Origin of the sequence: Rhodanobacter sp. T12-5, assembly GCF_008329435.1 — a bacterium.
Taxonomy (GTDB): Bacteria; Pseudomonadota; Gammaproteobacteria; order Xanthomonadales; family Rhodanobacteraceae; genus Rhodanobacter.
The window spans coordinates 137,779-160,051 of record NZ_NPKN01000007.1 but is presented as its reverse complement, the minus strand read 5'-3'; the positions used below and the strand labels follow the sequence as shown (position 1 = coordinate 160,051).

Genomic DNA, 22,273 nt, shown 5'->3' with positions numbered 1-22,273 from the left:
GCCTCGCGGATAGCCGGGCGAAAGTGGCCGTTACCCTCTACTTCGCTGGACATCGGTGCCCGGTTACCATGATCGACTCCGGTTTTCCTCGGGACTGAACATGCACGACGCCATCGACCTGGACGCGTATCTGCAGCGCATCGGCATGCGTGCCGCCGCCGCGCCCAACCTGGCAACGCTGCAGGCCATCATCGCGGCGCATGTGGCGGCGATTCCGTTCGAAAACCTCAATCCGCTGCTCGGCCTGCCGGTGGATCTGGCGCTGCCTGCGCTGGAGCGAAAGCTGGTGTTCGACGGTCGCGGCGGCTATTGCTTCGAGCAGAACCTGTTGCTCGTAGCTGCTTTGCGCGCGATCGGTTTCGAGGTGTCGGGGTTGATCGCCCGTGTGGTGTGGACGCGGCCGGACGACGCCGTCACCCCGCAGTCCCACATGCTGGTGCGGGTCGAGCTGGCCGGCGAGAGCTGGCTGGTGGACGTGGGCTTTGGCGTGCAGACGCCGTCCGGCGCGCTGCGCCTGCAGCCCGATATCGAGCAGCCGACGCCGCTGGAGCCGTTTCGTCTGCAGCACGAGGACGGCCGTTGGCGCATGCAGTCGCTGGTGCACGGGCAGTGGCTTTCGCTCTATCACTTCGATCTGCGGCCGGTGCCGTTGATCGATTACGTCGTGGCCAACCACTATGTATCGACGCATCCGGAATCGAACTTCGTCAACAACCTGAGCGTGGCACGCACGCTGTCCGATCGCCGCCTGAGTTTGCGCAACCGCGAGTTCACCGTGCGCCGCCCCGAATCCGAGCCCGAGCGTCGGCAGCTGCGCGATGCGACGGAAATACGCCACGTGCTGGAGCGGGAATTCGGCTTGCGCCTGCCCGGTACTGCCATGCTGGACCGGCGTCTGGGTGAGTTGCCTGATGGAGAGGAGTGAGTGGAGAGGAGTGAGGAGTGAGAGAAGGGTATTGTCCTGACGCCGCTTTCTCTCACTCCTCACTCCTCTTCCCTCACTTCTCGCTTTCCTCGGGGTCGGCCAGCACATGGATTTCCACGTCGTCGATGACGACGACCTGGCCTGCGTGGATCTTGCAGGTCTTGCGCAATTCGATGGCACCGTCGACCTTGACCGCGCCGGTCGCGACGATCGCCTTGCCGGCACCGCCGCTGTCGCACAGGCCGGTCAGCTTGAGCAGCATGTTGAGTTCGACGTAGACGCCTTCCAGTTCAAAATCGATGGTTTGCATGGGTATCCGGGATAAAGGGGGCCTACAAGGGTGACACGCTTTCACGCGGCCGCATGTCATCGTCGAAGGCGCTGTCGGGAAGGGCGAGAAACGCGAACCACGGCATGTCGTGATCGCCGCCGAACGTGGCGGCATCATCGAGGATGCCGAGCAGGATGTCGTAGTCGGCCGCGGCGGCCTGGCGCAGCTCGTCGGCGTGGTCGAACAGCAGCACGTAGCCCCAGGCAGGCATCCAGCCGAGGTCGCGCAGGCAGTCGGCCAGCGCGTCCCAGTTGTGGCCGAACGTGGCCGGCAGTCGCAGCGACGCGGCCAGTCGGCGCAGCAGCTCGCTTTTGTCCTGGCAGCCGGCCAGATCGGTGCGGCAAACGCACAGCTCGTCGCGGGCGGCGGCGCGCGCCAGCCGATCGAGATCGCTGACACCTACGAAGTACACGCCGCTCTGCGTCGGCTTGGTCAGGTCCAGGTCGAAGCCGTGCGTGCTCATCGGTCCGCCTGGAAGCGGCGGAAGCTGTGGTAGTGGTCATCGGTGTAGTACCAGACTGCCGGCGGCGTGCCCCCTGTGATGATGCGTCGCGTGCCGCGCGTGCGCGCGCCCGGCGTTTCCACCGTGTACTCGTGGTAGTAGCCGCGCGGCTGCTTCGGCAGCAAGCCCTCATAGTTGCCGAACACGACGCCGTCCTGGCGATGTTCGTACGGGCCGCCGCGGGCGATCCGATCCAGCGTGATGCGTGCTTCGGCCGGCAGGAAGGTCGGCAGACTGGTGCCGGACGATCGCGGTGCGTTGGACGTTTCGTGGTGACCGCTGCGATCGGGTGAGCCGTTGCCCGGCGCCGACGTGTCGGCGTGCCGGTTCCACAACGTCACCGCCAGAACGACGATGACGAGCAGGATCAGTGGCTTGAGCTGGCGCATGCCGGTTCGCTGGTGAATGAATGCGCCGCGAGCTTAGCAGGGCGCTTGGGGGCAGGCGGCATCAACTGGCGTCGATGCGCGACTGCAACGCCATCGCCGCGGCGGGGTTGCGTTGCTTGGCGGCGCTGATGAAGAAAATGAATACATCGCGCGGTGGCGCTTCGGGTTCGACAGCGGCAACGTGCGGCAAGTCGTCGATGTCGTTGCCGGCAGCCCAGTCACGCGCGCGGGTCGCCCAGCGATCCAGTTCGGCAGGCACATAGCCGGTCGGAACGTTGTCGGCGCTGCGCATCAATCGCGCGTAGCTGAAATCGCCGGTGAGGTCGGCCAGCGACGGGTAGTCGGGCGAGTCGGTGAACACGGTCGGTATGTGCTGCCTGCGGGCCAGTGCCACGTAGCGTTCGTCGAGGAAGCTGGGGTGGCGCACTTCCAGCACGTGGCGCAGCGGCTGGCCGTTCAGTTCGCGCGGCAGGTTGTCGAGGAAGGCCGCCAGGTCGTCGGCGTCGAACGGTCGCGAGGGCGGCAGCTGCCACAGGATCGGCCCCAGCCGATCGCCCATTTCCGCCAGTCCGCCATGCACGAAACCGCTGACGCCCTTGCCGGCATCGGCCAGCCTCCTGCCTTCGGCGATATAGCGAGGTGCCTTCAATGAAAAGATGAAACCGGCTGGAGTGTCCGCCGCCCATTTTGCGTAGGTGGCCGGCTTCTGCGCACCGTAGTAGGTGCCGTTGATTTCGATCGTGCGCAACTGGCGGCTGGCGTATTCCAGTTCACGCCGTTGCACCAGTTTGGCCGGGTAGAAGTTGTTGCGCCACGGCGCGTAGTTCCAGCCGCCGATGCCGACGCGGATCGTGGAAGTGTCCGGTGTCGCGGCGAACAGGCCGTGGGTGGCGGCAGGAGCGGGCATGGCGTGGTCCGTGCGGGAGTCGGGCGATCTTGCCACGCCGTACGTCATCCGTGAGTGACTTCGGTCGTGCAGTGGCGGCATGGCGCATCGAGCTGGGCGGGCACAGACATCCCGGGCGCTGGCCTTGCGGTGGATTTGCCGCGATAGTTGCCGCCTTCGATACCCAGTGGAGCCGACGATGTCCTTGCGAGTGATGTCCCCGCGCGTGGCGGGTTGTTGTGCGCTGTTCGTGTTCGCCACCAGTGCCTGGGCACAGGCTCCCGCGGCGCGGCAATTGCCGCCGCCGGTGTCGATCCACGATCGCGTGCGGCCGGCATTGCCGGCGCAGTTGCTGGATTTCGGCGCTTACGTCGACAGTGCGCGCAAGGCCTTCGACGTGCCGGGCATCGCGGTGGCGATCGTCAAGGACGGCCATGTGGTGATGGAGCAGGGCTTCGGGCTGCGCGAGATCGGCAAGCCGGACAAGGTCGATGCGCATACGCTGTTCGCGATCGCCTCCAACACCAAGGCGTTCACCGCCGCGTCGCTGCAGCAACTGGCCGAGGCCGGCAAGCTGAAGATGGACGACCGGGTGATCGATCACCTGCCGTGGTTCCGCATGTCCGATCCGTACGTGACGCACGAGATGCGCATCCGCGACCTGCTGGCGCATCGCAGCGGCCTCAGCCTGGGCGCGGGCGACCTGCTGTACTGGCCGCCGACTTCGTACACCACGAAAGAGGTGGTGCAGCGCCTGGCGCATGTGCCGATCAAGAACGGTTTTCGCAGCGGCTACGCCTACGACAACATCCTGTTCGCGGTGGCTACGCTGGTGATCGAGCAGGCTTCCGGCCAGAGCTACGCCGACTACGTGCGCGAGCACATCTTCAAGCCGGTCGGCATGGACGAGTCGCTGATCGACAAGACCTACCTCAAGCCCGGCATGGACGTGGCGATGGGCCACGCCAAATCCGATTTCAAGGATCTCGAACCGGTGCCGCCGATGGCCTGGCTCAACGATCCCGGTGCCGGCGGCATCTACGCCAGCGTGCACGACATGGCCAAATGGATGAACGTGCAGCTGGCCGGCGGCATGCTGCCGACGAACGGCGCGGACGGCAAGCCGCAGCGGTTGTTCTCGGCCGACAGCCAGCAGCAGATGTGGTCGATGCTGACGCCGATCACCATCGGCAAGCCCCCGATTCCGGAACTGGCACCGCTGACGCCGCACTTCTACGGTTACGGCGAGGCCTGGTTCCTGTCCGACTACCAAGGCCGGCGGCTGGTCTGGCACACCGGCGGCTGGCCGGGCATGGTGTCGCGGGTGACCCTGGTGCCGGAGCTGCACCTGGGCGTGGTGGTGCTGACCAACCAGGAGTCCGGTGCGGCGTTCAACGCGGTGACTTATCGCGTGCTCGACGCGTACCTCAATGCGTCGCACAAGACCGACTGGGTGGCCGTCTACGACAAGGCGGTGAAGCATGCTGCGGGCAAGGCCGACGACAGCGTCGCCAAGCATGAAGCCGCACGCGACAAGAACAGCAAGCCGTCGCTGCCGCTGGCGAAATATGCCGGTACCTATCGCGACCCGTGGTACGGCGACGTCGTCATCAGCAACGAGCACGGCAAGCTGCGCCTGCGCTTCAGCAAGACCCCGCAACTGGTCGGCACGATGACGCCGTGGCAGCACGATACCTTCACCGTGCGCTGGGACGATCGCGCGCTCAACGCCGATGCGTTCGTCGATTTCAGCCTGGATGTGGACGGCCATATCCGCGAGATGCGCATGCAGCCGATCTCGCCGCTGACCGACTTCAGCTTCGACTTCCAGGACTTGCGCCTGGTGCCGCTGGCAGTGGATACATCGAAGTCGCAGCACGATTGATTGATGGCCCGCGAAAGCAGGCCTTCAGGGGAGCCTCGAAAAGCTCCCGACGAGCAAAAAGGCAGTTATTCGAGATTTCCTTCGCTCCATCATCTGATCGTCAGGGGATATCCATCATGCATTTTCGTCGTCACGTCATTGCCTCGTTGCTGTGCATGGGGTTGTTGGCGGGTTCGGTCGAGGCGCGGACCGGCAGCGCAAGCGCCCACCGCTTCTTCCACGTGCAGCTCGGCGCCGCTTCGAACCAGCCCGTTTCCGGGCGACTGCTGCTGTTCGCGATCGACGAGAAGACCGCGGTGGCGGCGGCGAAGGCCGAGTCCAGGGACCACAGCGGCAAGGTCGACGAGGTCGACGCCAATCCGTTCCGTGCCACCGAGACCAGCGTGGCGGCGCGCGAGGTCAGTCACTGGGAGCCGGGGCAGTCAGTCGACATCGACGCCGACCGGGTCGCGTTTCCGGCAGGCTACTCGCAATTGCCGCCGGGCGATTACCTGGTGCAGGCGGTGCTCGACGTGAACCACGACTACAACTACACCGGGCGCGGTGCCGGCGATCTGGTCAGCGCGGTGGTGAAGGTCCACCTGCCGAGCGCCGAGGTCCCCGCGCTGACCCTGGCCAAGGCGCTGCCGGGGCGCAATCCGTGGGCGGTGCCGGCGTCGGCGCCGGCCGCGGTCCGCGACGGCATGGCCGCCGCGCGCCGGCACGCGACCCTGGTCGACTTCGTCAGTCCTTCGCTGAGTGCATTCTGGGGTCGCCCGATCCACATGCTCGGCTGGGTGCTGGTGCCGCCGGGCTACGACGCCAAGGCATCCGTGCGTTATCCCGTGGTGTATTACACGCAGGGTTTCGGCGGCAACAACGAGCGCGTGATGGGAACGCTGTCCAGCGTCGACGCGGCGATGGCCAAGGGCGACATGCCGCCGATGATCTGGGTGTTCCTGGACGAGTCGAGCCCGACCGGCACCCACGAGTTCGCTGACTCGGTCAACAACGGCCCGTGGGGTCAGGCACTGACCACCGAGCTGATTCCCGAACTGGAATCGCGCTACCGCATGGATGGCCGCGCCAGCGGGCGTTTCCTCAATGGCCATTCCTCCGGCGGCTGGGCCACGCTGTGGCTGCAGACGCGTTACCCGAAAATCTTCGGTGGCACCTGGTCGACCTCGCCGGACCCGAGCGACTTCCACGATTTCACCGGCGTCGACCTGTACGCGCCGAACGCGAACGTCTACCGCCGGCCGGACGGGTCGGCCTATCCGCTGGTGCGCGATCACGGCAAGGTACTGGGCACGTACGAGCAGTTCGCGAAGCTGGAGCGTGTGCTCGGCCCATACGGCGGGCAGATGGCGTCGTTCGACTGGGTGTTCTCGCCGCGCGGCGCGGACGGTCGCCCGATGCCGATGTTCGACCGCGACACCGGCGTGGTCGATCCGGTCGTGGTCGCCTACTGGCGCGAACACTACGACATCGCCTACCGGCTGCAACGCGACTGGGCGCAGCTCGAGCCCGACCTCGACGGCAAGATCCACCTGTACGTCGGTACCGCCGACACGTTCTATCTCGACGGTGCCGCGCACAAGCTCAAGGCCGTGCTGGACGGATTGCACGCGAAGTCCGACATCCGTTTCCTGCCCAACAAGACCCACATGGATCTGTACGTGCAGGGCAAGGACCGGCACGCGCTGCTCAAGCAGATCAGCTGGGACATGTACGCGGTCGCGCGGCCGCATTCGACACTGAAGCCGGCGCTCCACTAACCCGCAAAAGACGAAGGCCGGCCATGCCGCCGGCCTTCCGTTTTTCAGCCGTGGTTTTTCAGGCCTGTTCCGGCTGCCACGGATCGTAGCTGCCGAAGTACCACAGATGGCCTTCCGGGTCGTGGCAGCTGTAGCCGGCACCACCGTATTCCTTCTCCGCATAGTCGTCGACGATCACCGCGCCGGCGGCCTTGGCCTGCCGGTAGTGCGTCTTGCAGTCGGTCACGGTCACGCAGGCGCATTGTGTCTCGCGGCCGCCGATCTCGTCGGGCTGCGCGATGTGCCGGCCGAACTCGTTGTCGCGTACTTCGCCCAGCATGACCATGCCGTTGCCGTAAGCGAGCTGGGCATGTTCCACGCCACCTCGCTCGTTTTCGTACACCGCGTTTTTCGTGAAGCCGAACGCCTTGCACAGCCAGTCGATCGCCGCGTGGGCGTCGCGGTAACGCAGGCAGGGGATGATGGTGCTGCCGGGATGTTGTGCGGGAGACATGATGGGGACTCCGTGGCGGACGGTGCGCACAGGCTAGCGCGATCGCAAGCCATGCTTCCACCGGACACCCGGGGCTCGATCCGGGGATGATCGCTCTGGTGGATCATCCTTGCTCGCTGTCGTCCTCGAACACGGGCGGCAACGTGCGCACGAGCATGCTTTGCGGGCTGGTCAGCGGCATTCTTGCCCCGCGCAGGCGTTCGAGCAGCTCGAACAGCAGGTCGCTTTTCACGCCGCCCACCTCGCGCGGGCTGGCGACGTAGGCGATGCAATTGAACATCATCATGCCGCCATCGAGGTTTTCCAGCCGGACGAACGGTTCGGGCAGCTTCAACGTGCCTGCGTGCGCACGCAACACCTCCAGGATCAGTTCGCGCACCTTGCCGGCGTCGGCATCCAGCGGCATCGGCAGCTTGATCTGCACGCGGCCCTGCGCGTTGGCCAAGGTCACGTTGCGCACGTTCTGGGTGATCAGCTGCGAGTTCGGCACGATCACGGTCGAGCGGTCGCCCATCTGGATCTCGGTGGCGCGCACGTTGATCCGGCGGATGTCGCCCTCGACGTCGCTGCTCAGGCTGACCCAGTCGCCCACCTTCACCGGCCGCTCGACCAGCAGGATCAGGCCGGAGATGAAGTTCTGCACGATCGCCTGCAGGCCGAAACCGATGCCCACCGACAAGGCGCTGACGATCCACGCGATGCTCTTCAGGTCCACATGCAGCGCCGCCAGCGTCAGCACGAAAACCAGCATGCCGCCGAGGTAGCCGAGCAGGGTGACGATGGAGTCCTGCATGCCGGCTTCCATCGTGGACTTCGGCAGCAGTTCTTCGCGCAGCCAGCGCTTGAGCAGGCGCAGCACGACCGCGCCGATCACCAGCGTCAGCGCGCCGGTGAAGATGCTGCCCGGTTCGATCGGAAGATTGCCGAGCCTCAGGTTGCTCAAGGTTTGCCTGGCGCTGTTCAACAGATCGGTCGGGCCGGCACCGAACGGGGTCAGCACGGTCGCCAGCGCCAGCAGGATCAATCCGATGCGGCAGACGCCGACCAGCAGCGTGGAGGCCTGCTCCAGCGTGTGCGGTGCCAGCCCGAACGTGGCCTGCAGGCGCTCGCCGCTGCGCCCCTTGGGCGACAGCAGGGTGTCGATCGAGTCGGTCAGCAGGTGGATCAGCAGATAGACGGTGGCCACGATCACGCCGATCCACAGCATCTGCACCGCAATGAAGAACGCCAGCGCGATGAAACCGGTGGCCACGCCGAGCCAGCTGATCACCACGCCGAGCGCGGCGGCGGCGAGCAGCAGGCCGACCCACAGCGGCCGGTGCTCGGCTTCGGTATTGCCGACGGCCAGCTCGCGCCGGCTGCGCCGCAGGCGCAACAGCGCCACGCCGATCAGTCCGCTGATGGCCAGCGCGAACAGCCCACGCGTGACGACCGTGGCCGGCAGGCTGACGCCGATCGTGCGACTGGTGCGCTCGACCATGCCGAACAGCAGCGCCGCGGCAGCCAGCAGCCACGGGAACGGCCGCAGCCGCTGCGCGGCCAGGTCCGACAAGGCCGGCAGGCGCCAGGATGGCCGGCGCACGGACAGCAGTGCGCGGCCCAGTCCGGTCACGAATGCCGCAAAACACACCAGCCGGACCGCGGAGGTCGCCAGCGCCCGGATGTCGTCGTCGAGGATGTCGTTCCAGTTCAGTCCGAGATACGCCAGCTGCGCCGCCAGCCCGGTGGTGAGGATCGCGGTCAGCGCCACTGCGCTGGCCATCGCGCTGCGCCGCAAATGGCCGTCCGGTACGTGCCGGGTGGCCAGCATCAGCAGCAGCCGTTCCAGCACCCAGCGACCACCGCCCAGCAGCAAGGCGGCGGCGATCAGGCACCACAGCAGCGGCGTCCGGTTCGGCGGTTGCCACGCCTGGCCGAGATCGGCTGCGAAGCGTGTGCCGAGCCGCCTGAGCCGGGTCAGGTCGTCCGGAAACGTCCTTGCCGGATCGGCCCAGAACGTGCGGCTGAACGGGGTGGACGTGCGCGAGGCCAGCCGCGCCTGGAACTGGTCGTTGCGCAGGCCGGTGATCTGCGCAGCCAGTTGCATCGCGTTCTGGTTGAGCAGTTGCGATTGCTTGATCTGCGCGTCGAGGTCGGCCTGCGCCCGGTCCAGTTTCCGGCGCTGGGCGGCAACTTCCGGAGCTTCCGCCGGAGCCCCCTTGGCCGGGGGTGGTCCCAGCACCGTGAGCTGGGCCTGCAGCGCGGCCATCTGTGGCGTGAGGCTGGCGGTGAGCGCTCGTGCCTGATCCTGCACGCCGAGCGCGGTATTGCGCAGGTCGGCCAGGGGCACGTCGGCTTTGGCGTCCTTCAACGCAGCCTTGACGGCATCGAGCTGGTCGCCCATCTGGTCGAGTGCCTGCGCCGGAGTGACGGCAGGCGCGTTGGGCTGGTCGTTGCTCTGGGCGTGCAGCGTGCCGCCGCCGAGGACCAGCAGCAACAGCAGAAAGTAGCGGGGAAGATTGGGCATCCGCGCATGATCGGAGCGCGCTCATGGACGGTCAATCGTATTGGACGGCGTGACGGCGGCGTTTGTGGCTGGCGTTCAGATTGGCGAGCCGCTTCATTCGACCTTCTGTGGGAGCGGCTTCAGCCGCGATTGCTTCAATTTTGGTCGATCCAAACCCAAAGCATCGCGGCTGAAGCCTCTCCCACAGAAAAGCCGCTCCCCATGGGTCATGCGGGTTCTCAGTTGTTCCGGGCCCTGGCCGCGCGCAACGCGGCGCGGCGCTCCAGGCTGGCAGGCGACCAGACTTCGTCCAGGTCGTAGAACTCGTCAGCCGCCGGCACGTGCGGGGGAAGCAGCACCCATGGCTGTTTGGTCGAGGTGTAGATATGGACGTCCGGCGGCAACCGCCATGGCTCCTGCAGTGTGCCGACCCGCACGAACGCCACCGCCTTGCCGCCGCCTGGGTAATGGCTCCATAGCGCGACGTGGCATTGCGCGCAGCGCGCGATCTGCTGGCCCTTGCCGCTGCATGAGGGCGTGTCGACCATGATCGGCTCGCCCTGCAGCAATTCCAGCCGATCGGTCTCGATCATCGCGTTGATGACAAACGCGCTGCCGGTCTCGCGCTGGCACCAGCTGCAGTGGCAGCAGTGCACGATCATCGGTGCGCTGGTCAGCCGATAGCGGATCGCGCCGCAGGTGCAGGCGCCTTCGAATGTACTGTCGACGGACATCGTGATCTCCCGCATACCGGTTGGCCGGGCCGTGTACGTGCCGGCGATCGCGTGCCGGGACACCGGATTCTGCCACGCGTAAACCGCTGCTGCCGGCGTGAAGATTTCGGTGGGGCCTTGACTCCAATAAGTTTGCATTGCAAACTAATTTGCAGTTGAGCAAAACAAGGCATGCCCATGTCCGCAAATGTCGAAAACCGCCTGCACGAACTGGAGTCGCTGACCCGCAGCTACGCGCGCTATTCGCGCAGTGCCGGCGGCATGTCGTCGGTGCTCGGCGGCGTGCTGTGCCTGATCGTCTATCTGGGCGGCCCGTTGCTGCCGGCGACGCCGGCGACGCGCGCGGTGCTGATCGCCATCCCCGCCGCGTGGCTGCTGGCCAAGGGCTGGATGGTGCGCCGCTACTACCAGCGGATGGGTCATGTCGAACAGCTCGAGACGCCACAGGAACGTCACATGCACTGGTTCTGCGTCGCGGTGACCTTGCTGGTGGCGGTGATCCTCACCACGTCGATCGGCATGACCGCGCGACAGCATGCGTGGTCGCTGCCGGCCGGCATGCTCGGCTATCTGGCGCTGCTGTGGCTGCTGGTCGTGGCCGCCTGGCGCTGGCTGCGCAGCCCGCTCGACTTCATCGTGGGCACCTTTCTTTTCTGTCAGGCGGCGGTGGTCAGCGCCGGCGGTTTTTATCCGCTGATCGGTACCACCCACACGCATCAGGGGATGTTGATGTCGCTGGTGGCGTTGATGTTCCCGTTGGCGGCGCTGGCGATGATCGCCAGAGGCGTGGCGGAACATCGCCAGTTCCGCGAGTTGCGCCTGCGTCTTGGGCAACTGCGCGGCGCGCCGGCAGGTGAATCGTGAGCACGCCGGGTCGCCTTGGCGAAGTGATGGCGCTGGACCGGCTGGTACACGAGCCGGCGCGGCTGCTGATCCTGGCGGTGCTGTCAGGCGCGAAGGAAGTCGAGTTCGGCTTCCTGGAACAGATGAGCGGTCTGAGCAAGGGCAACCTGTCCAGCCACATGAGCAAGCTGGAAGCGGGTGGCCTGATCGAGGTGAAGAAGAGTTTCCGCGGCAAGCGTCCGCTGACCGAACTGTGCATCACGCCGGCCGGTCGTCGTGCACTGGCCGCTTATCGACGACAGCTGGCGGCCGTCATGCAGGAACTTCCCGACCCGGCAGCCGGCACGAAACGGAGATGACGTGATGAGGCATTCCCTGAAATGGGTGCTGGCCGCTGCGCTGTCGCTGGCTTTGGCTTCGCTTGCCTCCGCCGATCCCGCGGTGCTGCCGGCGCGCATCGCGAAGGTGGCTCGGCAGTACGCCGATGCCGGGGTCTATCCGGCATTGGTGGTGGTGATGGTCGACGATGGCCATGCGCAAGTCGCCGGTTTCGGCAAGCTCGCCGATGGCCGCGCACCGGATGGCGACACCGTGTTCGAGATCGGCTCGGTGACCAAGACCTTCACCGCGTTGCTGCTGGCGCACGCGGTCGAGGCGAAGACCGTGAGCCTGGACACGCCGGTGGCCACGCTGTTGCCGGGCTTCAATATACCTTCGCGCAACGGCAGGCCGATCACGCTGGGTTTGCTGGCCGAACAGTTCTCCGGATTGCCGCGGTTGCCGGGCAACCTGGAGCCGGCGGATCTGGGCAATCCGTATGCGGATTACGGGCGCGACCGGCTCAGGGCGTTCCTGGCCAGCTACACGTTGCCGCGTGATCCCGGCGCGGCCTACGAATATTCCAACCTCGGTTTCGGCCTGCTCGGTGAGGCGCTGGCGCAGCACGCAAAACTGTCTTACGGCGAGCTCGTGCAACGCGAGGTGCTGGCTCCGCTGGGCATGCGCTCCAGCGGTGCCGAGTTGACGCCCGCCATGCGCGCGCGACTCGCGCCCGGTCACGACGAGGAAGGTGAGGCTGCCAGGCATTGGCAGTGGGATGTCCTGGCCGGTGCCGGCACCTTGTTGAGCACGGGCGACGACATGTCGCGTTATCTGCAGGCCAACATGGGCCTGCTGAAAACGTCGCTGGCCGCAGCCATGCGATTGGCCCATGAGCCACGGCGCGACATCGGCGGCGGCGATCGCATCGGGCTGGCCTGGATGACCCATCACACGGCGCAGGGCGACGTGATCTGGCACAACGGCGAAACCGGCGGCTACAGCAGCTTCGTCGGCTTCACCAGCGACGGCCGCCGCGGCGTGGTGATCCTGGCCAATGCCACCGGCGCGCCGCAGGATCTGGGCTTCGCGGCCTTGCTGCCGTCGGCGCCATTGCCGGTGGTACACAAGGCGATAGCCATGCCGCCCGCGCAACTCGCTGCCTACGTCGGGCTATACACGCTTGGCCCGGGCCATGCGTTGAACGTATTCCGCCGTGCCGGCCAGCTGTTCGTGCAGGCCACCGGGCAGGGCGCGTTTCCGCTGTTCGCCAGCGCACCGGATGCCTTCTTCGCCAGGGTCGCGCCGATCACCATCGATTTCGAACGCGCCGCCGACGGAAAGGTCGGCGCGCTGACCCTGCACCAGAACGGACACGACCGGCACGCGCCACGCACGCAAAGCGCGACCGCGACGGACGGTACGTCCAGCGTCAGGCTCGATCCGGCGTTGCTGCACGATTACGTCGGGCGTTACGCACTGGGCGCAGGCGCGGAATTCGCGATCACCGTCCAGCACGGGCAGCTGTACGTCCAATTGACCGGTCAGGCGGCGTATCCGGTTTATGCGAAGGCGAAGGATCACTTCTTCTACACCGTGGTCGATGCCCGGCTGGATTTCAAGCGCGATGCGGCCGGCAAGGTCTTGGCGCTGGTGCTGCACCAGAACGGCCAGGACCTGCGCGCGCCGCGTCAACCCTGACTGTCGTTTCCACGTCTTGCGAGGAGTGTTCCCATGTCGGCAGCCATCATCGCCATTTTCATCGTCTTGTTCTTTGCGCAGTCGGCTCGCGATCGCACGTGCGGGAGGCGTGGACGGAAGAACCGGTAGCCTGCCGGATTCGACTGCGTAGCCGCCGGCATCGACGCTTGCGTCGAAGCCGGGCAGCATCCACGCTATCCGCTCCCCGCTGTCTGCGCACCCCATGATCTTTCGCTGGTTCGAATCCCTCATCGACGCGTTCAGGGAACCCGTCGACAGCATGCCGCCCGCATCGGTATGGCGTTTCTATGCGTTCTACCTGCGCCAGGTATGGCCGGTGTTCGCTGCGGCGATCGTGGTGGGTTTCGGCGTGGCGATCGTCGAGGTGTCGCTGTTCGGCTTCATCGGCAGCATCGTCGACATGGCGAAAGGCACGCCGGGGGCGGCGTTTTTTCATGAGCACGGGCGCACCCTTTTATGGATGGGTTTCGTGGCGCTGATCGCGCGGCCGGTGCTGAACAGCCTGCACGACCTGCTGGTCAACCAGGCGATCCTGCCCAGCCTGACCAACCGCATCCGCTGGCAGAACCATCGCTACGTGATTCGCCAAAGCCTCGGCTTCTTCCAGAACGATTACGCCGGACGCATCGCCAACCGCATCATGCAGACCGGCGGCGCGCTGCGCGAATCGGCGGTGCAGATCGTGGATGCGATCTGGTACGTCACCATCTACACCGGCAGCGCGATCGTGTTGTTTGCCAAGGCGGATTTCTGGCTGGCCGCGCCGCTGGTGGTTTGGGTGTTCGCGTACGTGGGTCTGCTGGGCTTCTTCATTCCGCGCGTCAAGCAGCGTTCGTGGAAGGCGTCGGAGGCGCGCTCGAAACTGATGGGCCGCATCGTCGACGGCTACAGCAACGTGCTGACGCTGAAACTGTTCGCGCATACGCGGCGCGAGGAAGCCTATGTCGCAGATGCAATGGCCGAGCAGACCGACAAGTTGCGCCGGATGACCCGCGTTACCACCGCGATGGACGCCAGCATCACCACGCTCAACGGCTTCCTGATCGTCGGTACCTCGGCGCTGGCGCTGTGGCTGTGGAGCGAGGGCCGGGTGACCGTGGGCGCGATCGCGCTGTCCACCGGGCTGGTGATCCGGATCAACAACATGTCTGGCTGGATCATGTGGGTGGTCAACGGCATCTTCGAAAACGTCGGCACGGTGCAGGACGGCATCACCACGATCTCGCAACCGCGTGCGGTGCAGGACCGCGAAGGCGCGATGCCGCTGGAAGTGACCCATGGCGCGGTGCGCTTCGAGCACATCCATTTCCACTACGGCAAGCAGGGCGGGGTGATTGCGGGTCTCGACCTGGCCGTGCGTGCGGGCGAGAAGATCGGCGTGGTCGGCCCTTCCGGCGCCGGCAAGTCGACCCTGGTCAACGTGCTGCTGCGGCTGTACGACCTCGAGGCCGGGCGCATCCTGATCGACGGCCAGGACATCGCCGGCGTCACCCAGGAAAGCCTGCGTTCGCAGATCGGCGTGGTGACCCAGGACACTTCGCTGCTGCACCGTTCGATCCGCGACAATCTGTTGTATGGACGTCCGGATGCCAGCGAAGCGCAGATCATCGAAGCGGTGCGCAAGGCACGCGCCGACGAGTTCATCCCGACCCTCAGCGACGGCGAAGGCCGCCGCGGCTACGACGCGCTGGTCGGCGAGCGCGGCGTGAAACTCTCCGGCGGCCAACGCCAGCGCATCGCCATCGCCCGCGTGCTGCTTAAGGATGCGCCGATCCTGGTGCTGGACGAAGCGACGTCGGCTCTGGACTCCGAAGCCGAAGCCGCGATCCAGGACAGCCTCGACATCCTGATGCAGGGCAAGACGGTGATCGCGATCGCACACCGCCTCTCCACCATCGCGCGAATGGATCGGCTGGTGGTGCTGGACAAGGGGCGGATCGTGGAGACCGGCACGCATGCCGAACTGATCGTGCACGAAGGCCTGTACGCGCGGTTGTGGAAGCGGCAGACCGGCGGTTTCGTGGCGGCAGATGACGCGTTGGCCTAGGTCGATGCCGGCGCCAATATCCAGGGCGGGCCAATGCTCCCTCCGCAGCTTTCAATAATTCAGGATGCCCGCATGAACCATCCCGTCGTGATCCGACCCGTGCAGTCGACGGATTTTCCCGCGTGGGAACCTTTGTGGAACGGCTATAACGCCTTCTACGGTCGCAGCGGCCCGACCGCCTTGGCTGCGGATATCACCCGGACAACCTGGGCACGCTTCTTCGATGCCGGCGAGCCGATGCACGCCCTCGTCGCCGAGAGCGGCGACCGCCTGCTCGGGCTGGCGCACTTTCTCTACCACCGCAGCACCATCCAGCTCGCCATGAGTTGCTACATGCAGGACCTGTTCACCGTCGAGGCTGCGAGAGGCAAGGGCGTCGGCCGCGCCCTGATCGAGGCAGTGTACGAGTGCGCGCGACAGGCAGGGTCTGCGCGCGTCTACTGGCAGACCCATGAGACGAATGCGGCGGCCATGCAGTTGTATGACAAGGTCGCGGACAAGTCGGGATTCGTCGTGTACCGGAAGATGCTGTAGCGCGCCGGTCGCGCAACGTCGGCCTACTGGTCGAGCAGATCCTGCACCGTCAGTCCATGCTCGCGGCAATGACGCTTGTAGTCGGCAAGCTGGGTGCTGGCTGACGCCCGAGCGGTCACCACGCCACCGGGGCCGAGGAATTCGACCGTGCCCATCACGATCACCAGCGCCAGCATCGGCTCGTCGCCGACGATCTTCCACCAGTCGACGTTGCCCGGCGGCTCGTACACATAGTCGCCCGGACCGATCAGCTCGCCGGTGCACAGCTTGCGCGTGCCGCTGAGGTTGTAGGCGTGGATCTCGCCGCTGTGGCGATGCAGCGGCATCACCACGCCGGGCTCCATGCGCAGCAGTTCCACGAAGCCGCGATCGTCGGCGAAGAAACGCAGCGGACTGGACGACTTGCCCGGTGTCGCGGACGGGATCCATTGTCGCGCGGCCGTGGTGTTGAAGCGGGCGGGCAGGTAATCGTGCAGGCGGGAGGAGGGCGTGGTCATCGGCATGACTCCGTGGCTCAGGCGGCAATGGCGGACAGGTAGCGTTCGAACGAGGCGTCGATGGCGGCGCGGCCACCGCCGATGATGTTGCGGCCCCAGGTGTAGCCGTAGACATCCTCGAACGCGTAGCCCGCGAGGCGCGCCTGCATGTCGTGGACGGCATCGGGTCGCATCGGCATGTAGTTGGGATAGCTGTACATGAAGCCGACGTGGCGCCGGTCGCTCGCCACTTGCGGCGTGTCGCCCGAGAACAGCGCGCCGCCGGCGCGCGGGCCGTCCTTCCAGTGCAGCGCGGTGCTGCCGGGGAAATGGCCGCCGGTGCGGATCAGCGTTACCCCGCCGGACAAGCGGTGCGTGTCGCCGTGCCAGAACCGGATGTTCGGCGACGGTCGACGCACCCAGTCGTGATCCGCCTCGTGCAGCAGGATCGGCACGTTGCCGAGCGCTTCGCTCCACGCCAGCATCGACGAATAGAAATGCGGATGCGAGATGGCGATCAGGTCCACGCCGCCGCGGGCCTGCAGCGCTTCGACCGCCTCGTCGGTGACCAGGCTGAGGCATTCCCACAGGATGTTGCCCGCGTCCGTCGGCAGGTACAGCGCGCGCTGGTTGATCGCGAAGTCGGGCGCCAGCCCGATGCCGAGCACGCCGGCCTCGTCTTCCAGGCGCAGGGTGTGCGTGGCTTTCAGCGCCTCGTGCGTCGTCCAGGTCTGGCCGTTCGCGCCGACGTACTGGCGCTCGTCCTCGCACACCGGGCAGTGGCTGGGCGTATCCGGGTACTGGGTGCCGCAGGTCTCGCAGATCGACATCGTCATGGCTTGGTCTCCGTGGAATCGAGCGTCGCTTCGAGGTCCACTCTAGGAGTAATCTGGATCCTTGATTGATCCATTCACGAGATATTTGATGGAACCAGTTTTTCCGTTTCCCGTGAACCTGCCGCGCAGTCACGGCAAGCTCGCGCACGAGCTGCACCAGCAGTTGCGCGCGGCCATCCTCGACGGCCGCCTGCCGGCCCATTCGCCCTTGCCCGCGACCAGGAAAGTCGCCGAGGCATTGGGCGTGGCGCGCAACACCGTGGTCACCGTCTACGATCTGCTGATCGCCGAGGGCTACCTGATTCCGCGCAAGGGCGCGAAGCCGCAGGTCGCCGAATTCGCCCGGCGCCGGGCGTCGAAACCGCCCGGGGCCAGCGTCGGCATCGACGAGTCGCGTTTCGCGCCGGTCTGGCGCACGCCGTTCATGGCGCCGTCGCCCGCGCGCGTGCTGCCCGAGCGCAATTTCCGTCTCGGCATTCCCGACCATCGCCATTTCCCGCACGACGTCTGGCGCCGGTTGATGGCGCAGACGCTGCGCAAAAGCTCGCGCGAACAGTTCGCCTATGCGCCATCGCAGGGCATCCCCGCGTTGCGCGAGGTGATCGCGCAGCACGTCGCGTTCGCCCGCGCGGTGGCCTGCACGGCCGACGACGTGATCGTCACCTCCGGCGCACAGCAGGCGTTCGACCTGATCGCCCGCCTGCTGGTCACGCCGGGACAGACGAAGGTAGCGGTGGAGGAGCCGGGCTACCCGCCGGTGCGCGCCGCGTTCGCTGCCGCCGGCGCGCAACTGGTGCCGCTGCCGGTGGACGACGAGGGCCTGTGCGTCGAGCGCCTGCCCGACGACGTGCGCATCATCAGTGTCACCCCGTCGCACCAGTCGCCCACCGGTGTGGCGATGTCGCTGCGCCGGCGCACGGCCTTGCTCGACTTCGCACGCCGGCATCGCGCGGTGATCGTCGAGGACGACTACGACGGCGAATTCCGTTTCGGCGGCCGCCCGCTGGATGCCTTGCAGACGCTCGACCGCGACGCCCTGGTGTTCTACGCGGGCACCTTCTCCAAGAGCATGTTTCCTTCGCTGCGCAAGGGCTTCGTGGTCGCACCGGCGTGGGCCCGCAACGGCCTGATCACGGTCAAGCATTGTGTCGACTCGCACTGCGACAGCATCACCCAATCCGCTCTTGCCGCCTTCATCCGCGATGGCCATCTCGCCCGCCACGTGCGTCACATGCGGCCGATCTACGCCGAACGCCGCGAAGCCCTGCTCGACGGACTGCACCGCGAACTCGGCGAATGGCTGCAACCGATTCCCTCCGAAGCCGGCCTGCACCTCGCCGCGCGGTTCCGCGATCCGGGGCTGGCGCCGAAGGTCATGCCGACCGTGCTGCGCTTCGCCCCGGGTGCGGAATCGACGGCGGACTATGCGATGACGCGTGACATCGAACCGGCGGTGACGTTCGGCTACGGGGTCATCGATACGGGCGACATTGCAGCGGCGCTGAAGAACATGCGTCGTGCGTTGGAAAAAAGGCGGGGTCGGTAGGAGTCCGCCGGCGGGCGGCGCTCTTGTTGCTGTTCAAAGCCATGCCCCCGGGGACTCCTGCGGGAAGCTGCGTGGCGGGTGTGTTCGGAGCGCCAAATGGATGGCCGCCAGCGGGCGATTACAACTGCGACTCCATCGGCCGCACCAGCAGCTCGCCGAGCTTCTGCCGCCACGGCCGCTGCTGCCACATCGCCAGCGTATATGGCTTGCCATGCTGCAGGTCGGCGTCCATCACCGCGGTCATCTTCCGGCCGAATTCGCGGGAGTAGATGTTGAGGCTGGCTTCGTCGTTGAGGTCGAATGAGCGCATGTCGAAGTTGGTGGAGCCGACCGAGACCAATTCGCCGTCGAGGATCAGCATCTTGTTGTGCATCATCGTGGGCCGGTACTCGTGGATCTCCACGCCGGCAGCGAGCAGTGGGCCCCAGCGGCGGCGGCTTGCCATGCGTACCAGGGCGGAGTCGATGTAGCGGCCGGGCACGAGCAGGCGAACGCGGACGCCACGTTCGCGCGCGTCAATCAGGGCCTCGGCAACCAGGCGATCGGGGATGAAGTAGGCGGCCTGCAGGTCGATCGAACGGGTAGCGGCGGCGACCGCGAGCAGGTACATCAACCGCATGCTGGCGCTGCCGCTGGCGGGTGAGCTGACGAACAGGTGCATGCCGGTATCGCCGGTTTTTTCCAGCGCGGGGTAGTACAGGGCGCTGTGCAGCACGCGGCCGGTGGTCTTGATCCAGTTGTCCATGAAGCCGGCCTGCAATTGCGCCACCACGGGGCCTTCCACGCGGAAGTGGATGTCGCGCCAGTGGTCGGGATCCTGCGCGTGGCCCCTCCACTGGTCGGCGATGCCGACACCCCCGGTGAAGCCGATGCGGCCGTCGACCACCAGCAACTTGCGATGCGTGCGGTTGTTGAGTCTTGCGATGCTGTACCAGCGCAGCGGGTGGTAGCGCTCCAACTCGACGCCGGCGTCGACGAGTTCGTCGAGCAGGCGGGCATCCATCTTCGCGCTGCCGGCCCAGTCGAGCATCACGTGGACCGCCACGCCGGCCTGGCGGCGCTCCTTCAACGCGTCGGCAAATTGCTGGCCGATCTCGCCGGACCAGTAGATGTAGGTCTCGAACGTGATGCTGCGCTGTGCGCCGCGGATCGCCTGCAGCATGGCCGGGAAAATCTCGTCGCCATTCTGCAGTGCGGTGATCGCATTGCCTGCAAGCAGGGCAGAGCCGAGCATCGCGTCCATCTCGTGGATGAATTGCGGGTCGTCGATCGCATGGCAGTGCTCGACGTGATGGCGCACGGATTTTTCCGGGCGATGGAAGTTCATCAGCACGATGACGACGAAAGCCGTGATCACGATGGCGGCAAGTATCACGGTCCACATGTTTGCGGCTGTCCCCGGAGGTGTCGGTATCTGTCGCGGATGATCCCGATCCGAGGTCATGGGCTGGTGAATGGGCCTGTCGCAGCTAGGGTTTTCGTTTTCCATGACTGCCGGCGGATTTTGCCCTGGCAGGATGGGCGATCTCTCCGAGCCGACATTCCATGCCGTCGAGCAACACCTTGAGGCCGATCCGGAACAGCTCCGCCGGGTCGATGTCCGCAAGCAGTCCAGCGGTGCCTTGCAGGTTCGGATAATCGCGCGCGTTGTCGCCGAGCTGGGAAAGCTCGATACCCAAGGCCACCGTGGGACGCAGGGTTTCCGGGCGGGTTGGCCAGGCCTGGCGAGTTTCCTCGGCGATCATGCCGAGCAGGTAGTTGCGGTAGAACGTCGCCATGGCGACGGCCTCCGGCGGCGTGAAGCCGCTGTCCAGAAAGGCGCCCACGGCGGCGTCGTACAGTTTGATGCGGTGCGGTCCGGTCGGGGCCTGTTCGGCAAACAGGCGCGCGGCGTCGCGGTGGGCGATCAGCACGCGGCGGTATTCTCCGGCGATCGCTTCGAGACGCTGTCGGAACGACAAGCTGGCCGCCGGCAACGCCATCCTCGCGCAGATCGCGTCCGCGACCAGGCCGAGCAGTTCGTCCTTGTCGTGCACGTGCCAGTACAGCGCCGGCGATTTCACGCCGAGGCGGTCGGCCAGCCGGCGCGTGCTGAGTGCGTCGAGACCGGCTTCCTGCAGCAGGTCGAGCGCGGCCTCGACCAGGTGGTCGCGGGCGAGCCCGGCCCGGCTGCCGGCGGTGGCTGCGGCAGTTGGTGCGCGGACGCGCTTGCGGGCGGTGTCGGGAGCCTTCTTGCGCATGCTTGTACCTCGGTTTTCCGGATGCTAGTTTATCACTGATAAATTGAACGTCGCAGCCTTCCCGCCGATGCCGGCGCAACCTCGAAGAGGCAATCTCATGAGCGATATGTGGACGCGCCGGCAAATCCTGGCCCTTTCCGGCAGTGCGCTGCTGGCCACTGTGCTGCCGGTACTCCCGGCCAAGGCATTCGCTGCCCGCAAGGGCGGCCTGGTCCTCGGCGATGCATCGGTGGCCACGGGCGAAACGAACGCCGATGCGCTCTATCGCAAGGCCTTCGTGCTCGACTGCAACACGCTCGCCTCGTTCGGAACCCTGGCGGGCGACAAGGACATCGGCAAGGAGCTGCAGGCCATCCGCGATTCCGGCCTCACCGCGCTGAAAAGCACGCTCGGCGGTGCCAGCGGGACGTTCGAGGAAACCGTGGCCGACATCGCCGCGGCGCAGGCGCTGATCGAGCGATACCCCGACATGTTCGTCAAGGTGGTCGGCCACGACGACCTCGAACGGGCAAGGCGCGAGCACAAGGTCGCGATCATCTTCTCGTTCGAGGCGGCGTCGATGCTGGAGGACAAGCTCGAACGCATCGACCTGTTCCGCCAGCTCGACGTGCGGGTGATGCAGTTGTCGTACAACCACCGCACGCCGTTCGGCTGCGGCTGCCTCGACGGCGACAGCGATGGTGTCACCGCGCTGGGGCGCAAGGCGATCGCGCGGATGAACGAACTCGGTGTCGCGCTCGACCTCAGCCATGCCAACGTGCGCACCACCGCCGACGGCATCGCGATGTCGACCAGGCCGCCGGTATTCACGCACTCGGGTTGTCGCAGCGTGTTCGACCATCCGCGCAACAAGCCCGATCGCGAGATGAAGGCGCTGGCCGACAAGGGCGGCGTGATGGGCATCTACATGCTGCCATTCCTCACGGTCGATACCCGCCAACCGATGCTCGAGGACTACATGCGGCACATGCTGCATGCGCTCGACGTGTGCGGCGAAGACCACGTCGGCATCGGTACCGATTCGATGTTCTTCACCGTCGGCGACAGCGATCTCAAGGCGATCGCAGCGGATGAGGAAGCGCGACGCAAAGCGGGTGTGGGTGCGCCCGGCGAAAATCGGCCGCCCTACATCCCCGACATCAACACGCCGCGCAAGCTGGAGCGGGTCGCGGACGCTCTGCTGAAACGCGGCTACGGCAGCCGCGCGACCGAGAAGGTGCTGGGTCTGAATTTCAGCCGCGTGTTCAAGGAAATCTGGACGGTGTAGCACGCCGGATGGAAGCCGCTTGACTCTGGACCTTGATCAAAGGTCTAGAGTAGGCGG

Annotated in this window: 21 protein-coding genes; 10 read left to right on the top strand and 11 right to left on the bottom strand. The window is 66.2% G+C overall.

The annotated features are described in order from the left end of the window. Window positions 1-100: 100 nt before the first annotated feature. Window positions 101-925, top strand: coding sequence for an arylamine N-acetyltransferase (locus CIW53_RS14270; RefSeq protein WP_149365388.1), 825 nt, complete (start codon window positions 101-103; stop codon window positions 923-925). 73 nt (window positions 926-998) lie between these two features. On the opposite strand, the gene CIW53_RS14265 is transcribed toward CIW53_RS14270, so the two are convergent. The 4 genes from CIW53_RS14265 to CIW53_RS14250 form a co-directional block, all read right to left on the bottom strand. Beyond that, window positions 999-1,235 carry an RNA-binding S4 domain-containing protein gene (locus tag CIW53_RS14265; RefSeq protein ID WP_149365387.1) on the bottom strand — a complete coding sequence of 79 codons (237 nt, stop codon included), beginning with the start codon at window positions 1,233-1,235 and terminating at the stop codon, window positions 999-1,001. A 22-nt stretch (window positions 1,236-1,257) separates the two neighbouring features. After that, window positions 1,258-1,719, bottom strand: a complete 462-nt coding sequence (locus tag CIW53_RS14260) for a barstar family protein (protein WP_149365386.1) — start codon at window positions 1,717-1,719, stop codon at window positions 1,258-1,260. Beyond that, complete coding sequence (locus tag CIW53_RS14255) at window positions 1,716-2,147, bottom strand: ribonuclease (RefSeq protein WP_149365385.1); 432 nt, start codon at window positions 2,145-2,147, stop codon at window positions 1,716-1,718. The genes CIW53_RS14260 and CIW53_RS14255 overlap by 4 nt, the downstream gene beginning before the upstream one ends. 61 nt (window positions 2,148-2,208) lie before the next feature. After that, complete coding sequence (locus CIW53_RS14250) at window positions 2,209-3,054, bottom strand: DUF72 domain-containing protein (protein ID WP_149365384.1); 846 nt, start codon at window positions 3,052-3,054, stop codon at window positions 2,209-2,211. 178 nt (window positions 3,055-3,232) lie between these two features. Here CIW53_RS14250 and CIW53_RS14245 point away from each other — a divergent pair, with 178 nt between their 5' ends. After that, window positions 3,233-4,918: a serine hydrolase gene (locus tag CIW53_RS14245; RefSeq protein ID WP_149365383.1), complete on the top strand. Its 1,686-nt coding sequence runs from the start codon at window positions 3,233-3,235 to the stop codon at window positions 4,916-4,918. 155 nt (window positions 4,919-5,073) lie between these two features. Next, complete coding sequence (locus tag CIW53_RS14240; RefSeq protein WP_242451926.1) at window positions 5,074-6,675, top strand: alpha/beta hydrolase-fold protein; 1,602 nt, start codon at window positions 5,074-5,076, stop codon at window positions 6,673-6,675. 58 nt (window positions 6,676-6,733) lie between these two features. Here CIW53_RS14240 and CIW53_RS14235 read toward each other — a convergent pair whose 3' ends face one another. The 3 genes from CIW53_RS14235 to CIW53_RS14225 form a co-directional block, all read right to left on the bottom strand. Then, window positions 6,734-7,168, bottom strand: a complete 435-nt coding sequence (locus CIW53_RS14235) for a VOC family protein (RefSeq protein ID WP_149365381.1) — start codon at window positions 7,166-7,168, stop codon at window positions 6,734-6,736. 103 nt (window positions 7,169-7,271) lie between these two features. Beyond that, on the bottom strand, window positions 7,272-9,674 hold the full coding sequence (locus CIW53_RS14230; protein ID WP_149365380.1) for a DUF3772 domain-containing protein: 2,403 nt from the start codon (window positions 9,672-9,674) through the stop codon (window positions 7,272-7,274). Window positions 9,675-9,892: 218 nt separating this feature from the next. Continuing rightward, entirely contained in the window at window positions 9,893-10,387 is a 495-nt protein-coding gene (locus CIW53_RS14225; protein WP_149365379.1) for a GFA family protein, read from the bottom strand. Window positions 10,388-10,564: 177 nt separating this feature from the next. Here CIW53_RS14225 and CIW53_RS14220 point away from each other — a divergent pair, with 177 nt between their 5' ends. The 5 genes from CIW53_RS14220 (at window position 10,565) to CIW53_RS14200 (ending at window position 15,851) form a co-directional block, all read left to right on the top strand. After that, entirely contained in the window at window positions 10,565-11,251 is a 687-nt protein-coding gene (locus CIW53_RS14220; RefSeq protein WP_149365378.1) for a hypothetical protein, read from the top strand. Then, entirely contained in the window at window positions 11,248-11,589 is a 342-nt protein-coding gene (locus tag CIW53_RS14215; RefSeq protein WP_242451919.1) for a transcriptional regulator, read from the top strand. The genes CIW53_RS14220 and CIW53_RS14215 overlap by 4 nt, the downstream gene beginning before the upstream one ends. A 4-nt stretch (window positions 11,590-11,593) precedes the next feature. Further along, on the top strand, window positions 11,594-13,249 hold the full coding sequence (locus tag CIW53_RS14210; protein WP_149365377.1) for a serine hydrolase: 1,656 nt from the start codon (window positions 11,594-11,596) through the stop codon (window positions 13,247-13,249). Window positions 13,250-13,475: 226 nt separating this feature from the next. Further along, a complete protein-coding gene (locus tag CIW53_RS14205) occupies window positions 13,476-15,317 on the top strand; it encodes an ABC transporter ATP-binding protein (RefSeq protein ID WP_172969686.1) in 1,842 nt (613 codons plus the stop codon). Window positions 15,318-15,389: 72 nt separating this feature from the next. Then, on the top strand, window positions 15,390-15,851 hold the full coding sequence (locus CIW53_RS14200; RefSeq protein ID WP_149365375.1) for a GNAT family N-acetyltransferase: 462 nt from the start codon (window positions 15,390-15,392) through the stop codon (window positions 15,849-15,851). A gap of 23 nt (window positions 15,852-15,874) precedes the next feature. Here CIW53_RS14200 and CIW53_RS14195 read toward each other — a convergent pair whose 3' ends face one another. Both CIW53_RS14195 and CIW53_RS14190 read right to left on the bottom strand, forming a co-directional pair. After that, window positions 15,875-16,348: a cupin domain-containing protein gene (locus CIW53_RS14195; protein ID WP_149365374.1), complete on the bottom strand. Its 474-nt coding sequence runs from the start codon at window positions 16,346-16,348 to the stop codon at window positions 15,875-15,877. 17 nt (window positions 16,349-16,365) lie between these two features. Further along, on the bottom strand, window positions 16,366-17,163 hold the full coding sequence (locus CIW53_RS14190) for an MBL fold metallo-hydrolase (RefSeq protein WP_149365373.1): 798 nt from the start codon (window positions 17,161-17,163) through the stop codon (window positions 16,366-16,368). An 88-nt stretch (window positions 17,164-17,251) separates the two neighbouring features. Between CIW53_RS14190 and CIW53_RS14185 the strand changes: the two genes are divergently transcribed. Continuing rightward, window positions 17,252-18,709: a PLP-dependent aminotransferase family protein gene (locus CIW53_RS14185; protein ID WP_149365372.1), complete on the top strand. Its 1,458-nt coding sequence runs from the start codon at window positions 17,252-17,254 to the stop codon at window positions 18,707-18,709. Window positions 18,710-18,827: 118 nt separating this feature from the next. Here CIW53_RS14185 and CIW53_RS14180 read toward each other — a convergent pair whose 3' ends face one another. Further along, complete coding sequence (locus CIW53_RS14180; RefSeq protein ID WP_149365371.1) at window positions 18,828-20,093, bottom strand: phospholipase D-like domain-containing protein; 1,266 nt, start codon at window positions 20,091-20,093, stop codon at window positions 18,828-18,830. 85 nt (window positions 20,094-20,178) lie between these two features. Next, the gene (locus CIW53_RS14175) at window positions 20,179-20,949 is read right to left on the bottom strand and encodes a TetR/AcrR family transcriptional regulator C-terminal domain-containing protein (protein WP_149365370.1); all 771 of its coding nucleotides are present in this window, start codon (window positions 20,947-20,949) and stop codon (window positions 20,179-20,181) included. A gap of 97 nt (window positions 20,950-21,046) precedes the next feature. Between CIW53_RS14175 and CIW53_RS14170 the strand changes: the two genes are divergently transcribed. Beyond that, the gene (locus tag CIW53_RS14170) at window positions 21,047-22,216 is read left to right on the top strand and encodes a membrane dipeptidase (protein ID WP_242451918.1); all 1,170 of its coding nucleotides are present in this window, start codon (window positions 21,047-21,049) and stop codon (window positions 22,214-22,216) included. Window positions 22,217-22,273 lie beyond the last annotated feature (57 nt).